This window comes from Microbacterium sp. GXF0217 (genome assembly GCF_054798195.1).
Window position 1 is genome coordinate 51,750 of the sequence record NZ_JBSJZG010000009.1, and the last position, 12,851, is coordinate 64,600.

The following is a 12,851-nucleotide window of genomic DNA, read 5'->3' on the forward strand; positions in this document are numbered from 1 at the left end:
GGCGCCGCACCCTCAATCCTGCCGCCCCATCCTATGCGCCCGTTGTGAACCCCCTATCCTCTGCCGCACCCGCTGACGGCGGAGTCGCTGCTGGACCATGCCGCGGGCCAGCAGAATCAGCGCGGTGTCGCCGGGCTGCGCTGGCTGTGGGCGCACGCGGATGTGCGCTCGGAGGCGCGGCGCCGGCTAAGCGATCGGGGTCGGCACCACGCCGAAGGGCGCGAGGCCGGCAGCGCCGCCATCGGATGCCGTCAGCACCCAGATGCCGTCGGCGTGCAGCGCGACGCTGTGCTCCCAGTGCGAACCGTCGCTGCCGTCGACCGTCGAGACGGTCCAGTCGTCGTCCTCCACGAACGTCGCCTCGCCGCCGGCGGTCACCATCGGCTCGATCGCGAGCACCAGCCCGGGCTTGACCTCGGCCCCGGCATCCGGTGTCCGGTAATTGAAGACGCTGGGGGCCTCGTGCATCTTGCGACCGATGCCATGGCCGACGTACTCGCGGAGGATCCCGTAGGAACCCTGCGCCTCGATGTAGTCCTGAATGGCCGCACCGATGTCGCCGAGGTGCCGGGCCGAGGCCATCGCGGCGATTCCGGCCCACATGGATCCCTCGGTCACGCGCGAGAGCTCCTGCCGCGACGCGACCAGCGCTGAACGCGACTCGTCCGGGACGACGAACGTCCGGGCGCTGTCGCCGTTCCATCCCTGGAACTGCGCGCCACTGTCGACCGACACGATGTCGCCGGCCTCCAGCACGCGCTTACCGGGGATGCCGTGGACGACCTGCTCGTTCACCGAGATGCAGGTGGTGTGGCTGTATCCGCGCACGAGCTTGAAGTTCGACTCCGCTCCGCGCGCGAGCACGGCATCGGATGCCGCAGCATCCACGGATGCCGTCGTCACTCCTGGCCGGATCGCCGCCGCCGCCGCATCCAGCGATGCCGCCGTGATGAGACCAGGCTCGACCATCGAGCGCAACTGCGCCGGGGTCTTGTAGATCGAGCGGCGGAACACGCTCAGACCGTCACGCGCAGGCCGCGCGCATCCAGCGCCGCGGAGATGCGCTCGGTGATGTCGTCCAGCGAGCCGACGCCGTCGATCCGGTCGACGATCCCGCGCTCCGAGTACGTCTCCAGGATCGGAGCCGTCTCGTGCTCGTAGATGTCCAGGCGGTGCGCGATGGCCTCGGCGGTGTCGTCCGAACGTCCCTGCTCCGCTGCACGCAGCTGCAGGCGCTCGATGCTCTCGGCACGCGGAACGTCGAGGAGGATGACCGCGTCCAGCGCCTGGCCGCGCGAGGAGAGGAACTCCTCGAGGTGGCCGACCTGCACCGCGTTGCGCGGGTATCCGTCGAGCAGGAAGCCGCCCGCGGCATCCTCCTGCGAGAGCCGGTCGCGCACGATCTCGCTGGTCAGCTCATCCGGCACGAGGTCTCCGCGATCGAGGATCGAGGTGACCTGCTGGCCGAGCTCCGTGCCGCCCTTGATGTTCGCACGGAAGATGTCGCCGGTGGAGATCACCGGAACGCCGAATGCCGACGCGATGCGCACACCCTGCGTGCCCTTGCCGGAGCCCTGCGGACCGACGATCAGAAGACGAGCGGATGCGGTCATCGGAGGAGCCCTTCGTAATGACGCTGCTGAAGCTGAGCGTCGATCTGCTTGACCGTCTCGAGCCCCACACCGACGATGATGAGAATCGACGCACCGCCGAACGGGAAGTTCTGGTTCGCGTCGACGGTGGCCAGGGCCACCAGCGGGATGAGGGCGATCAGACCCAGGTAGATGGATCCGGGGAACGTGATGCGCGTAAGCACGTAGTCGAGGTACTCGGCCGTCGGACGACCCGCACGGATGCCGGGGATGAACCCGCCGTACTTCTTCATGTTGTCGGCGACCTCGACGGGGTTGAACGTGATCGCGACGTAGAAGTAGGTGAAGCCGATGATCAGCAGGAAGTACACCGCCATGTACAGCGGGTGGTCACCGGTAGTGAAGTACTGCGAGATCCAGGTGACCCAGGCCGCGGGCTCCGAGCCGTCCTGCGGAGTGTTGAACTGCGCGATGAGCATCGGGATGTACAGCAGCGAGGACGCGAAGATCACCGGGATCACACCGGCCATGTTCACCTTGATCGGGATGTAGGTGTTGGTGCCGCCGTACGTACGACGACCCACCATGCGCTTGGCGTACTGGACAGGGATGCGGCGCTGCGACTGCTCGACGAACACCACGAGCGCCATCACCACGATGCCGACGGCGAGGACGAGCAGGAACACCTCGAGGCCCTTGGCCTCGAAGATCATCCACATCGAAGCCGGGAAGGTCGCCGCGATCGAGGTGAAGATGAGCAGCGACATGCCGTTGCCGACGCCGCGCTCCGTGACGAGCTCGGCGAACCACATGATGAGACCGGTACCGGCGGTCATCGTGATGATCATCAGCAGCTGCGCCCACCACACATCGTTGGTCAGCAGGTTCTGGCAGGCCGCGATGTCGGTGGTGCCGAACAGCTGACCGCTGCGCGCCACGGTGACGAGCGTCGTCGACTGCAGCAGCGCCAGAGCGATCGTGAGGTAGCGCGTGTACTGCGTGAGGCGCGCCTGGCCCGACTGACCCTCCTTGTGCAGGGTCTCGAAGTGCGGGATGACGACGCGCAGCAGCTGGGTGATGATCGTGGCCGTGATGTACGGCATCACACCCAGGGCGAAGATCGACAGCTGGAGCAGGGCTCCGCCCGAGAACAGGTTGACCAGGCTGAGCAGGCCCTCGGTGCCCGAGGTGAGTGCAAGGCACTGCTCGACGTTCGGGAAGTTCACGAACGGAGCGGGGATGTGCGAGCCGAACCGGTAGAGGGCGATGATCACCAGGGTGAAACCGATCTTCCGACGCAAGTCGGGCGTGCGGAAGATCCGCGCAATGGCGCTAAACAAGGGATTTCCTCCAGAAAGGTCGCCGTCGATACGCAGACGGCCGAAAGACCAGAGTAACGCACAGAGGGGCCGGAGAATTCTCCGACCCCTCTGAACTGTGGTTACTTGACGGAACCGCCGGCCGCCACGATCTTCTGCTCGGCAGAGCCCGAGACCTTGTCGACCGAGACGGTGAGCTTCACCGCGATATCCCCGTTGCCGAGGACCTTGACCTTCTCGTTCTTGCGAACGGCACCCTTGGCGACGAGGTCGCTGACGGTGACGTCTCCACCCTTGGGGTAGAGCTCGGCGAGCTTCTCCAGGTTCACGACCTGGTACTCGACGCGGAACGGGTTCTTGAAGCCGCGGAGCTTCGGGGTGCGCATGTGCAGCGGCATCTGCCCACCCTCGAATCCGACGCGCACGGTGTTGCGGGCCTTGGTGCCCTTCGTGCCGCGACCGGCGGTCTTGCCCTTGGAACCCTCACCGCGACCGACACGGGTCTTCGCGGTGTTGGCGCCGGGGACCGGACGCAGGTGGTGCACCTTCAGGACGCCGGGACGCGAGGTCTCGGCTTCCTTCTTGGCGGCGGGCTTCTTGGCAGCCGGCTTCTTCGCAGCCGGCGCCTTCTTCTCGGCCGTGGCGGCCTTCGAAGCGGCAGCCTTGGGGGCGGCCTTCTTCGGGGCCTTCTCGGCCTCGACGGCTTCGTTCTTCTCAGCCATTAGTCGATCTCCTCAACCTTGACGAGGTGGGCGACGGTCCGGACGTAGCCGCGCGTCTGCGCGTCGTCGGGGCGGACGGTGGTGTCACCGATCCGCTTCAGACCGAGGCTGCGCAGCGTGTCGCGCTGGTTCTGCTTCTCGCTCACCTTGGACTTGATCTGCGTGACCTTGAGGCGCGCAGCCATCAGGCACCTACCTTCTGCGCTGCGGCCGCCTCGGCCTCCGCGCGGACGAGACGCGCCGGTGCGACCTGGTCGAACTCGAGGCCACGACGTGCGGCGACCGCACGGGGCTCCTCGAGCTGCTTCAGGGCAGCAACGGTCGCGTGCACGATGTTGATCGTGTTCGACGAACCGAGCGACTTCGACAGGACGTCGTGGATGCCGGCGCACTCGAGGACGGCGCGAACCGGGCCACCGGCGATAACACCGGTACCGGCAGCGGCCGGACGAAGCAGCACGACGCCGGCCGCGGCCTCACCCTGCACGGGGTGCGGGATGGTGCTGCTGACGCGGGGAACGCGGAAGAAGTTGCGCTTGGCCTCTTCGACACCCTTCGAGATCGCCAGGGGGACCTCACGGGCCTTGCCGTAGCCGACGCCGACCAGACCGTTGCCGTCACCGACGACCACGAGGGCGGTGAAGCTGAAGCGACGTCCACCCTTCACGACCTTGGAGACGCGGTTGATGGTCACGACGCGCTCGAGGAACTGGTTGTCGCCACGGTCACGCGAGTTGCGGTCACGGCCACCCTGGTTGCGGTCACGACCGCCACGGCGGGCTTCGCGCTGATCGCGAGCCGGCTCAGCCTGCGTGGTGCCTGCGGCCGTCTCGGAAGTGGCAGCTGCCGCTTCGGTCACTTCGTTCTCCTTGTTGTCACTCACAGTGCCAGCCCCCCTTCACGGGCGCCATCGGCGATAGCCGCGACACGGCCGGCGTAGCGGTTGCCGCCACGGTCGAACACGGCCTCGGTGAAACCAGCGGCCTTCGCGCGCTCGGCGAGCAGCTCGCCGACCTTGCGGGCCTTGGCCGTCTTGTCGCCTTCGAAACCACGAAGGTCGGTCTCGAGCGTGGATGCCGAAGCAACGGTGAAACCCTTGCTGTCGTCGACCAGCTGCACGAAGACGTGGCGAGCGGAGCGGTTCACGACGAGGCGCGGACGCTGCTCGGTGCCCACGATCTTCTTGCGAAGGCGGGCGTGACGACGCGCGCGGGCGTCAGACTTTGACTTGAGAGCCATGGTTACTTACCACTCTTTCCGGCCTTGCGACGCACGACCTCGCCCGCGTAGCGGACACCCTTGCCCTTGTACGGCTCAGGCTTGCGGATCTTGCGGATGTTCGCAGCTGCCTCGCCGACAGCCTGCTTGTCGATGCCACTGACCGTGAGCTTGTTGTTGCCCTCGACCGTCAGGGTGATGCCGGCGGGCGGGTCGATCAGGACCGGGTGCGAGAAGCCGAGAGCGAACTCGACCGAGCTGCCCTTCTGCTGCACGCGGTAACCGGTGCCGACGACCTCGAGGCCCTTGGTGTAGCCCTGGGTGACGCCGATGATGTTGTTGTTGATGAGCGTGCGGGTCAGGCCGTGAAGCGACCGCGACTCGCGCTCGTCGTCGGGACGAGAGACGAGAATCTGGTTCTCCTCGACCGCGACCTCGATGGGGCTGGCCACCGTCAGGGTGAGCTCACCCTTGGGGCCCTTCACCGCGACCTCACGACCGTCGACCGAAATGGTCACGCCCGCGGGAATCTCGATGGGAAGTCGTCCAATACGCGACATGATGGATTACCACACGTAGGCGAGAACTTCTCCGCCCACGCCCTTCTGCTCAGCCTGGCGGTCGGTGAGAAGACCGGAGGAGGTGGACAGGATGGCGACGCCGAGTCCGCCGAGGACCTTGGGCAGCTCCGTGGACTTCGCGTACACGCGGAGGCCGGGCTTCGAGACACGCTTGATGCCTGCGATGGAGCGCTCACGGTTCGGGCCGTACTTGAGCGACAGCGTGAGGTTCTTGCCGACGCGGGCGTCGGTGACCTCCCAGCTGGAGATGTAGCCCTCCTGCTGGAGGATCTCTGCGATGTGCGTCTTCAGCTTGCTCGACGGAAGCGTCACGGAGTCGTGGTGAGCCGAGTTCGCGTTGCGCAGACGGGTCAGCATGTCTGCGACCGGGTCTGTCATTGTCATTGTGTTCTTCTTTCGATCATGAGGTTCCGGCTGCCGTTACACGACAGACGGCCTGCGATGAGCACGCAATCTTCAATTGTACGTGCACTTCGACAGGCTCAGTGACCAAGGTCCCTGAGCCTGTCGAAGGGTGATCACGCCTGGGCGTCGTCGGTCTTGAACGGGAAGCCGAGGTGACGCAGCAGAGCGCGACCCTCGTCATCCGTCTTCGCCGACGTCACCACGGTGATGTCGAAGCCGCGAACGCGGTCGATCTTGTCCTGATCGATCTCGTGGAACACGCTCTGCTCCTGGAGACCGAAGGTGTAGTTGCCGTTGCCGTCGAACTGCTTGCCCGAGAGGCCGCGGAAGTCGCGGATACGGGGCAGTGCGAGCGAGACCAGGCGGTCGATGAACTCCCACGCACGGTCGCCACGGAGGGTGACGTGCGCACCGATGGCCTGTCCCTCGCGCAGCTTGAACTGCGCGATGGACTTGCGGGCCTTCGTGACGATCGGCTTCTGGCCGGTGATCTTGGTGAGGTCGTCGACCGCCCCATCGATCACCTTGCTGTCGCGGGCAGCCTCACCGACACCGGTGTTGACGACGACCTTGACGATGCCGGGGATCTGCATCACGTTCTCGTAGCCGAACTCGTCCTGCAGCTTCTGCTGGATCTCGGCCTTGTACTTCTGCTTCAGGCGCGGCTGGATCTTGCCAGCCGGCGCGGCAGTGTCGGTGCTCATCAGAGGTCCTTACCTGACTTCTTCGCGTAGCGCACGCGGACGGTGCGCTTCACGCCGTCCTTGGTCTGCTCCTCGACGCGGTGGCCGACGCGAGTCGGCTTCTTCGACGAGGGGTCGATGACCTGGACGTTGGAGATGTGGATGGGAGCCTCGATGGTCTCGATGCCGCCCGTCTTCGTGCCGCGCTGCGTCTGGCCGACGCGCGTGTGCTTGGTGACGTAGTTGACGCCCTCGACGATGACGCGGTTCTCGGCCACGAGGACCTCGAGAACCTTGCCCTGCTTGCCGCGGTCGCCGCCCTTGTCCTGCTTGCGGCCCGTGATGACCTGAACCAGGTCACCCTTCTTGATGTTCGCCATGATCAGATGACCTCCGGGGCGAGCGAGACGATCTTCATGAACTTCTTGTCACGAAGCTCACGACCGACCGGTCCGAAGATACGGGTGCCGCGGGGCTCCCCGTCGTTCTTCAGGATCACGGCGGCGTTCTCGTCGAACTTGATGTACGAGCCGTCGGGACGACGCGTTTCCTTCTTGGTACGGACGATGACCGCCTTGACGACGTCGCCCTTCTTCACGTTGCCGCCAGGGATCGCGTCCTTGACGGTCGCGACGATGGTGTCACCGAGGCCGGCGTAACGACGGCGCGAGCCGCCGAGAACGCGGATGGTGAGCAGTTCCTTCGCGCCGGTGTTGTCGGCGACCTTGAGGCGGGACTCCTGCTGAATCACTTGGCCTTCTCCAGAATCTCAACCAGACGCCAGCGCTTGGTGGCGCTGAGCGGCCGGGTCTCGTTGATGAGGACCAGGTCGCCGATGCCGGCGGTGTTGCCCTCGTCGTGCGCCTTCACCTTGGAGGTGCGGCGGATGACCTTGCCGTACAGCGGGTGCTTCACGCGGTCTTCGACCTCGACGACGATGGTCTTGTCCATCTTGTCGCTGACGACGTAGCCACGGCGAGCCTTGCGGTAACCGCGGGCATCCTCGTCGCGCACGTCGTGCGCAGCGTGCTCAGCCTCGACGGCGGCTTCCTTCTTGGTAGCCATTACTCGGCCTCCTCCTTCGGCGCGTCAGCCGTGTCGGCCTTCTTCGCCTTTGCCTTGGACGCCTTCTTCGCCGGGACCTCGACCGGAGCGGGCGTCGCACGGATGCCCAGCTCGCGCTCGCGGATCACGGTGTACAGGCGCGCGATGTCGCGCTTGACGGCGCGGATGCGGCCGTGGCTCTCCAGCTGGCCGGTGGCCGACTGGAAACGGAGGTTGAACAGCTCCTCCTTGGCCTTACGCAGCTCCTCGACGAGGCGCTGGTCTTCGAACGTGTCGAGCTCGCTGGGAGCGAGCTCCTTGGTGCCGATCGCCATTACGCGTCGCCCTCCTCGCGCTTGATGATGCGTGCCTTGAGCGGCAGCTTGTGAATGGCACGGGTCAGCGCCTCACGAGCAAGCTGCTCGTTGACACCGGCGACCTCGAAGAGGACGCGACCCGGCTTGACGTTTGCGACCCACCACTCGGGGGAACCCTTACCGGAACCCATGCGGGTTTCGGCCGGCTTCTTCGTGAGCGGACGGTCGGGGTAGATGTTGATCCACACCTTGCCACCACGCTTGATGTGACGGGTCATCGCGATACGAGCGGACTCGATCTGACGGTTCGTCACGTAAGCGGGGGTCAGCGCCTGGATACCGTACTCGCCGAAGGAGACCTTCGTGCCGCCGGTTGCCTGGCCGCTGCGACCCGGGTGGTGCTGCTTGCGGAACTTGACCTTACGGGGAATAAGCATCAGGCAGACGCTCCTTCTGCGACGGGGGCCTCGTTGCGGGGGCCACGGCGACGGTCGCCACCACGGTCGTCACGACCGCGCGACTTCGGCGCATTGGCCTGCTCGCGAGCGAGTTCCTTGTTGGTGAGGTCACCCTTGTAGATCCAGACCTTCACGCCGATGCGGCCGAAGGTGGTCTTGGCCTCGTAGAAGCCGTAGTCGATGTTCGCGCGCAGCGTGTGCAGCGGCACACGACCCTCGCGGTAGAACTCCGACCGGCTCATCTCGGCGCCGCCGAGACGGCCGGAGACCTGGATGCGGATGCCCTTGGCGCCGGCGCGCTGAGCGCCCTGCAGACCCTTGCGCATCGCACGACGGAACGCCACACGAGCAGAGAGCTGCTCGGCGATGCCCTGCGCGACGAGCTGAGCGTCGGCCTCGGGGTTCTTGACCTCGAGGATGTTCAGCTGGATCTGCTTGCCGGTGAGCTTCTCGAGGTCGCCGCGGATGCGCTCGGCCTCAGCTCCACGACGACCGATGACGATGCCGGGACGCGCGGTGTGGATGTCCACACGCACGCGGTCGCGGGTGCGCTCGATCTCGATGTTGCTGACGCCGGCACGATCCAGCTGCGTCTTGAGCAGGTTGCGGATCTTGATGTCCTCGGCGACGTAGTCCGCGTAGCGCTGACCCGGCTTCGTCGAGTCAGAAAACCAGCGCGAGACGTGGTCGGTGGTGATACCGAGGCGGAAGCCGTACGGGTTTACCTTCTGTCCCATTACTTGCTCGCCTTCTTCTTGCTGTCGCCCTCGGCCGCAGCAGCGACCTCCGGCGTCGAGAGCACGACCGTGATGTGGCTCGTGCGCTTCTTGATCTGGAAAGCGCGACCCTGTGCACGGGGGCGGAAACGCTTGAGCGTCGTGCCCTCGTCGACGTAGGCGTTAGCCACGTACAGGTCCTGCTCGTCGAGGTACTCGCCGTCGCGATCCGCCTTCACCTGTGCGTTGGCGATAGCCGACGCGACAAGCTTGTAGATCGGCTCACTGGCGCTCTGCGGTGCGAACTTCAGGATCGCGAGAGCTTCCTGGGCCTGCTTGCCCTTGATGAGCGCGACGACACGACGAGCCTTCTGAGGGGTCACGCGGATGTGTCGCACGCGTGCGATGGACTCCACCATTTCTCTCTCCTCTATCGCCCCCGCGTCAGCGGCGGCGGCCCTTCTTGTCGTCCTTCACGTGGCCGCGGAAGGTGCGGGTGGGCGCGAACTCGCCCAGCTTGTGACCGACCATGGTCTCGGTCACGAACACGGGGATGTGCTTGCGACCGTCGTGGACGGCGATGGTGTGTCCCAGCATGGCCGGGATGATCATCGAGCGTCGCGACCAGGTCTTGATGACGTTCTTCGTGCCGGCTTCGTTCTGCACGACCACCTTGCGAAGCAGGTGCTCGTCGACGAAGGGGCCCTTCTTAAGACTGCGAGGCATCTTCTCTTACTCCTACTTGCGCTTCTTGCCGGCGTTACGACGACGCACGATGTACTTGTCGCTTTCCTTGTTGGCGTGGCGGGTACGACCCTCAGCCTGGCCCCAAGGAGTGACGGGGTGACGTCCACCGGACGTCTTGCCCTCTCCACCACCGTGCGGGTGGTCGACCGGGTTCATGGCGACACCGCGGACGGTCGGGCGGACGCCCTTCCAGCGCTTGCGGCCGGCCTTGCCCCAGTTGATGTTCGACTGCTCAGCGTTGCCGACCTCGCCGATGGTGGCGCGGCAGCGCGCGTCGACGTTGCGGATTTCACCCGACGGCAGACGGAGCTGCGCGTAGGGGCCATCCTTGGCGACGAGACGCACCGAGGTGCCGGCCGAACGTGCCAGCTTCGCGCCGCCGCCGGGGCGGAGCTCGATCGCGTGGATCACGGTACCGGTGGGGATGTTCTTCAGCGGCAGGTTGTTGCCCGGCTTGATGTCAGCCGATGCGCCCGACTCGATGACGTCGCCCTGGCTCAGCTTGTTCGGCGCGAGGATGTAGCGCTTCTCGCCGTCGAAGTAGTGCAGCAGTGCGATGCGTGCGGTGCGGTTGGGGTCGTACTCGATGTGAGCGACCTTGGCGTTGACGCCGTCCTTGTCATTGCGACGGAAGTCGATGACGCGGTACTGGCGCTTGTGGCCACCACCGATGTGACGGGTCGTGATGCGGCCCTGGTTGTTGCGGCCACCGGTCTTCGACAGGGGACGCAGCAGCGACTTCTCAGGCGTCGATCGGGTGATCTCGGCGAAGTCGGCCACCGACGAACCGCGACGACCCGGGGTCGTGGGCTTGTACTTGCGAATAGCCATGATTGTCCTTATCCCCCGGATCAGCCGATTGCCGTGAAGATGTCGATGGTGCCCGACTTCAGGGTGACGATGGCGCGCTTGGTGTCCTTGCGCTTACCGGTGCCGAAGCGGGTGCGGCGGGCCTTGCCGACGCGGTTGATCGTGTTGACCGCTGCGACCTTGACGTTGAAGATCTTCTCGATGGCGAGCTTGATCTCCGTCTTCGAGGCGCGCGGGTCGACGAGGAAGGTGTACTTGCCTTCGTCGATGAGCGAGTAGCTCTTCTCGGACACGACCGGCTTCAGGATGATGTCGCGCGGGTCCTTGTTGAGAGCGGTCGTCAGGACGGTTGCCTGCTCGGTCATGCCGAGACCTCCTCGGTTGCGCCGGTCTTCGAAGCGATGAACGCCTCGAGCGCGGCCTTGGTGAAGACGATGTCGTCGGAGACGAGCACGTCGTAGGCGTTGAGCTGGTCGTAGGTGAGCCAGTGCACGTTCGGCAGGTTGCGAACGGACTTCAGCGTCACCTCATCGTCACGCTGGGTGACGACCAGGATGTTCTTCGGACCGGCGACCTGAGCGAGCAGGCTCGCGGCGGTCTTGGTCGAAGGAGCGGAGTCGATGCCGAAGGTCTCGACTGCGTGCAGACGCTCGCCGCGGAAGCGGTCGCTCAGCGCGCCCAGCAGGGCGGCCGCGATCATCTTCTTGGGGGTGCGCTGCGCGTAGTTGCGCGGCTTCGGACCGTGGACGATGCCACCACCGGTCATGTGCGGCGCGCGGATGGAACCCTGACGGGCGTTACCCGTACCCTTCTGCTTGAAGGGCTTGCGGCCTGCACCGGAGACCTCACCACGACGCTTGGTCGAGTGGGTGCCCTGACGCGCAGCGGCGAGCTGTGCGACGACGACCTGGTGGATCAGCGGGATGTTCGTCTTGACGTCGAAGAGCTCGGCGGGCAGCTCGATGGAGCCGGCCTTCTTGCCGTCGGCCTTCAGGACGTCGAGCGCGAGAGTCGAGTCAGCCATGTTCAGGCACCCTTCACTGCGTTGCGGACGTAGACGACGCGGCCACGCGCACCGGGGACGGCGCCCTTGACGAGCATGAGTCCCTTCTCGGCGTCGATGGCGTGCACCGTGAGGTTCAGGACGGTCACGCGCTCGCCACCCATACGGCCGGCCATGCGCATGCCCTTGAAGACGCGGCTCGGAGTCGACGATGCGCCGATGGAGCCGGGCTTGCGGTGGTTGCGGTGCGCACCGTGCGAAGCGGAGACACCCTTGAAGTTGTGACGCTTCATGACACCCGCGGTGCCCTTGCCCTTGCTGGTGCCGACGACGTCGACCAGCTGGCCGGCCTCGAAGAGACCGTCCACCGTGAGCTCCTGGCCGAGCGCGTAGTCAGCGGCATCCGCGGTGCGGATCTCGGTGACGTGGCGACGCGGCGTGACGCCGGCGGCCTCGAAGTGAGCGGTGAGGGGCTTGTTGACCTTGCGGGGGTCGATCTGGCCCGCGGCGATCTGAACGGCGTTGTAGCCGTCCTTCTCGGGGGTGCGGACCTGCGTGACCACGTTGGGTGCGAGCTCGATGACGGTGACGGGAACGATCTTGCCGTTCTCGTCCCACACCTGCGTCATGCCGAGCTTGGTGCCCAGCAGACCCTTGGAAATCTTTGCGTTGATGTCAGCCATGTCGATCCTCAGAGCTTGATCTCGATGTTGACGTCAGCCGGCAGGTCGAGACGCATCAGCGAGTCGACGGCCTTGGGCGTCGGGTCGACGATGTCGATCAGACGCTTGTGGGTGCGCATCTCGAAGTGCTCGCGGCTGTCCTTGTACTTGTGGGGCGACCGGATGACGCACACGACGTTCTTCTCGGTCGGAAGCGGCACGGGGCCGACGACGGTTGCGCCCGCACGGGTCACAGTGTCGACGATCTTGCGCGCCGACGTGTCGATGACCTCGTGGTCATACGACTTCAGGCGAATGCGGATCTTCTGTCCCGCCATTGTCTGCTCACTCTCTTTAAGCGTCTTACCGTCCTGGGCCGGGTGACCCAGGGGCATTGGACGCACGATGGCGCTGTTCACGCCTCGGCACTTGCCTTCTCGGACTCGTGACCTCTCGGTCCCGGCCTGTCGAAGGGCGCACCACTGTTCTTCTGTCAGTCCGTGCTCCTCGCGGCGCACGGCAGAACCTCTCAGCAGAGGTGTCGGGGAGTTCTTCTACCCGCGGCCTAGAACCC

At 65.6% G+C, this 12,851-nt stretch carries 23 protein-coding genes; all 23 read right to left on the reverse strand.

What is annotated here, in order from left to right:
* Positions 1 to 186 precede the first annotated feature (186 nt).
* Entirely contained in the window at positions 187 to 1,014 is an 828-nt protein-coding gene (gene map, locus ACWAT3_RS16040; RefSeq protein WP_460800024.1) for a type I methionyl aminopeptidase, read from the reverse strand.
* A 2-nt stretch (positions 1,015 to 1,016) separates the two neighbouring features.
* The gene (locus tag ACWAT3_RS16045; protein WP_460800025.1) at positions 1,017 to 1,613 is read right to left on the reverse strand and encodes an adenylate kinase; all 597 of its coding nucleotides are present in this window, start codon (positions 1,611 to 1,613) and stop codon (positions 1,017 to 1,019) included.
* Positions 1,610 to 2,932 (reverse strand): preprotein translocase subunit SecY, encoded by a 1,323-nt coding sequence (gene secY / locus ACWAT3_RS16050; protein WP_460800026.1) that lies wholly within the window; start codon positions 2,930 to 2,932, stop codon positions 1,610 to 1,612. The genes ACWAT3_RS16045 and secY overlap by 4 nt, the downstream gene beginning before the upstream one ends.
* Before the next feature lie 101 nt (positions 2,933 to 3,033).
* Positions 3,034 to 3,633 carry a 50S ribosomal protein L15 gene (rplO, locus tag ACWAT3_RS16055; protein ID WP_460800028.1) on the reverse strand — a complete coding sequence of 200 codons (600 nt, stop codon included), beginning with the start codon at positions 3,631 to 3,633 and terminating at the stop codon, positions 3,034 to 3,036.
* Complete coding sequence (gene rpmD / locus ACWAT3_RS16060; RefSeq protein WP_179432942.1) at positions 3,633 to 3,818, reverse strand: 50S ribosomal protein L30; 186 nt, start codon at positions 3,816 to 3,818, stop codon at positions 3,633 to 3,635. Before rpmD ends, rplO begins: the two co-directional genes overlap by 1 nt.
* Positions 3,818 to 4,516 (reverse strand): 30S ribosomal protein S5, encoded by a 699-nt coding sequence (gene rpsE, locus ACWAT3_RS16065; RefSeq protein ID WP_460800030.1) that lies wholly within the window; start codon positions 4,514 to 4,516, stop codon positions 3,818 to 3,820. Before rpsE ends, rpmD begins: the two co-directional genes overlap by 1 nt.
* Positions 4,513 to 4,872, reverse strand: a complete 360-nt coding sequence (gene rplR / locus ACWAT3_RS16070; RefSeq protein ID WP_429458603.1) for a 50S ribosomal protein L18 — start codon at positions 4,870 to 4,872, stop codon at positions 4,513 to 4,515. Before rplR ends, rpsE begins: the two co-directional genes overlap by 4 nt.
* A 2-nt stretch (positions 4,873 to 4,874) precedes the next feature.
* Entirely contained in the window at positions 4,875 to 5,411 is a 537-nt protein-coding gene (gene rplF / locus ACWAT3_RS16075) for a 50S ribosomal protein L6 (protein ID WP_460800032.1), read from the reverse strand.
* Positions 5,412 to 5,417: 6 nt separating this feature from the next.
* A complete protein-coding gene (rpsH, locus tag ACWAT3_RS16080; protein ID WP_376180653.1) occupies positions 5,418 to 5,816 on the reverse strand; it encodes a 30S ribosomal protein S8 in 399 nt (132 codons plus the stop codon).
* 134 nt (positions 5,817 to 5,950) lie between these two features.
* Positions 5,951 to 6,541, reverse strand: coding sequence for a 50S ribosomal protein L5 (rplE, locus tag ACWAT3_RS16085; RefSeq protein ID WP_460800033.1), 591 nt, complete (start codon positions 6,539 to 6,541; stop codon positions 5,951 to 5,953).
* A complete protein-coding gene (gene rplX / locus ACWAT3_RS16090; RefSeq protein ID WP_460800035.1) occupies positions 6,541 to 6,900 on the reverse strand; it encodes a 50S ribosomal protein L24 in 360 nt (119 codons plus the stop codon). The genes rplE and rplX overlap by 1 nt, the downstream gene beginning before the upstream one ends.
* Before the next feature lie 2 nt (positions 6,901 to 6,902).
* Positions 6,903 to 7,271: a 50S ribosomal protein L14 gene (rplN, locus tag ACWAT3_RS16095; RefSeq protein ID WP_025102399.1), complete on the reverse strand. Its 369-nt coding sequence runs from the start codon at positions 7,269 to 7,271 to the stop codon at positions 6,903 to 6,905.
* Complete coding sequence (gene rpsQ / locus ACWAT3_RS16100) at positions 7,268 to 7,585, reverse strand: 30S ribosomal protein S17 (protein ID WP_460800037.1); 318 nt, start codon at positions 7,583 to 7,585, stop codon at positions 7,268 to 7,270. The genes rplN and rpsQ overlap by 4 nt, the downstream gene beginning before the upstream one ends.
* Positions 7,585 to 7,899 carry a 50S ribosomal protein L29 gene (gene rpmC / locus ACWAT3_RS16105; protein ID WP_429458594.1) on the reverse strand — a complete coding sequence of 105 codons (315 nt, stop codon included), beginning with the start codon at positions 7,897 to 7,899 and terminating at the stop codon, positions 7,585 to 7,587. Before rpmC ends, rpsQ begins: the two co-directional genes overlap by 1 nt.
* Positions 7,899 to 8,318 carry a 50S ribosomal protein L16 gene (gene rplP / locus ACWAT3_RS16110; RefSeq protein WP_460800038.1) on the reverse strand — a complete coding sequence of 140 codons (420 nt, stop codon included), beginning with the start codon at positions 8,316 to 8,318 and terminating at the stop codon, positions 7,899 to 7,901. Before rplP ends, rpmC begins: the two co-directional genes overlap by 1 nt.
* On the reverse strand, positions 8,318 to 9,076 hold the full coding sequence (gene rpsC, locus ACWAT3_RS16115; protein WP_264156992.1) for a 30S ribosomal protein S3: 759 nt from the start codon (positions 9,074 to 9,076) through the stop codon (positions 8,318 to 8,320). Before rpsC ends, rplP begins: the two co-directional genes overlap by 1 nt.
* Positions 9,076 to 9,474, reverse strand: coding sequence for a 50S ribosomal protein L22 (rplV, locus tag ACWAT3_RS16120; RefSeq protein WP_194421677.1), 399 nt, complete (start codon positions 9,472 to 9,474; stop codon positions 9,076 to 9,078). The genes rpsC and rplV overlap by 1 nt, the downstream gene beginning before the upstream one ends.
* Before the next feature lie 25 nt (positions 9,475 to 9,499).
* Positions 9,500 to 9,781, reverse strand: coding sequence for a 30S ribosomal protein S19 (gene rpsS / locus ACWAT3_RS16125; RefSeq protein WP_018171448.1), 282 nt, complete (start codon positions 9,779 to 9,781; stop codon positions 9,500 to 9,502).
* A 12-nt stretch (positions 9,782 to 9,793) separates the two neighbouring features.
* Positions 9,794 to 10,633, reverse strand: a complete 840-nt coding sequence (rplB, locus tag ACWAT3_RS16130; protein ID WP_460800040.1) for a 50S ribosomal protein L2 — start codon at positions 10,631 to 10,633, stop codon at positions 9,794 to 9,796.
* A 20-nt stretch (positions 10,634 to 10,653) separates the two neighbouring features.
* Positions 10,654 to 10,977 (reverse strand): 50S ribosomal protein L23, encoded by a 324-nt coding sequence (gene rplW, locus ACWAT3_RS16135; protein WP_429458591.1) that lies wholly within the window; start codon positions 10,975 to 10,977, stop codon positions 10,654 to 10,656.
* A complete protein-coding gene (gene rplD, locus ACWAT3_RS16140) occupies positions 10,974 to 11,636 on the reverse strand; it encodes a 50S ribosomal protein L4 (RefSeq protein ID WP_376180642.1) in 663 nt (220 codons plus the stop codon). Before rplD ends, rplW begins: the two co-directional genes overlap by 4 nt.
* Positions 11,637 to 11,638: 2 nt before the next feature.
* Positions 11,639 to 12,298 (reverse strand): 50S ribosomal protein L3, encoded by a 660-nt coding sequence (rplC, locus tag ACWAT3_RS16145; protein WP_264156988.1) that lies wholly within the window; start codon positions 12,296 to 12,298, stop codon positions 11,639 to 11,641.
* A gap of 8 nt (positions 12,299 to 12,306) precedes the next feature.
* Positions 12,307 to 12,615: a 30S ribosomal protein S10 gene (rpsJ, locus tag ACWAT3_RS16150; protein WP_017201594.1), complete on the reverse strand. Its 309-nt coding sequence runs from the start codon at positions 12,613 to 12,615 to the stop codon at positions 12,307 to 12,309.
* Positions 12,616 to 12,851 lie beyond the last annotated feature (236 nt).

Bases quoted from the DNA above. Each gene is read 5' to 3' on its own strand.
- ACWAT3_RS16045 (WP_460800025.1), bottom strand. From the start codon at position 1,613: ATGACCGCATCCGCTCGTCTTCTGATCGTCGGTCCGCAGGGCTCCGGC.
- rpsS (WP_018171448.1), bottom strand. From the start codon at position 9,781: ATGCCTCGCAGTCTTAAGAAGGGCCCCTTCGTCGACGAGCACCTGCTT.
- rplX (WP_460800035.1), bottom strand. From the start codon at position 6,900: ATGGCGAACATCAAGAAGGGTGACCTGGTTCAGGTCATCACGGGCCGC.
- rpsJ (WP_017201594.1), bottom strand. From the start codon at position 12,615: ATGGCGGGACAGAAGATCCGCATTCGCCTGAAGTCGTATGACCACGAG.
- rplB (WP_460800040.1), bottom strand. From the start codon at position 10,633: ATGGCTATTCGCAAGTACAAGCCCACGACCCCGGGTCGTCGCGGTTCG.
- rplP (WP_460800038.1), bottom strand. From the start codon at position 8,318: ATGCTTATTCCCCGTAAGGTCAAGTTCCGCAAGCAGCACCACCCGGGT.
- rpmD (WP_179432942.1), bottom strand. From the start codon at position 3,818: ATGGCTGCGCGCCTCAAGGTCACGCAGATCAAGTCCAAGGTGAGCGAG.
- rpsC (WP_264156992.1), bottom strand. From the start codon at position 9,076: ATGGGACAGAAGGTAAACCCGTACGGCTTCCGCCTCGGTATCACCACC.
- rpmC (WP_429458594.1), bottom strand. From the start codon at position 7,899: ATGGCGATCGGCACCAAGGAGCTCGCTCCCAGCGAGCTCGACACGTTC.
- rpsH (WP_376180653.1), bottom strand. From the start codon at position 5,816: ATGACAATGACAGACCCGGTCGCAGACATGCTGACCCGTCTGCGCAAC.
- rpsQ (WP_460800037.1), bottom strand. From the start codon at position 7,585: ATGGCTACCAAGAAGGAAGCCGCCGTCGAGGCTGAGCACGCTGCGCAC.
- rplF (WP_460800032.1), bottom strand. From the start codon at position 5,411: ATGTCGCGTATTGGACGACTTCCCATCGAGATTCCCGCGGGCGTGACC.
- rplV (WP_194421677.1), bottom strand. From the start codon at position 9,474: ATGGTGGAGTCCATCGCACGCGTGCGACACATCCGCGTGACCCCTCAG.
- rplD (WP_376180642.1), bottom strand. From the start codon at position 11,636: ATGGCTGACTCGACTCTCGCGCTCGACGTCCTGAAGGCCGACGGCAAG.
- rplO (WP_460800028.1), bottom strand. From the start codon at position 3,633: ATGGCTGAGAAGAACGAAGCCGTCGAGGCCGAGAAGGCCCCGAAGAAG.
- rplC (WP_264156988.1), bottom strand. From the start codon at position 12,298: ATGGCTGACATCAACGCAAAGATTTCCAAGGGTCTGCTGGGCACCAAG.
- rplW (WP_429458591.1), bottom strand. From the start codon at position 10,977: ATGACCGAGCAGGCAACCGTCCTGACGACCGCTCTCAACAAGGACCCG.
- rplR (WP_429458603.1), bottom strand. From the start codon at position 4,872: ATGGCTCTCAAGTCAAAGTCTGACGCCCGCGCGCGTCGTCACGCCCGC.
- rplE (WP_460800033.1), bottom strand. From the start codon at position 6,541: ATGAGCACCGACACTGCCGCGCCGGCTGGCAAGATCCAGCCGCGCCTG.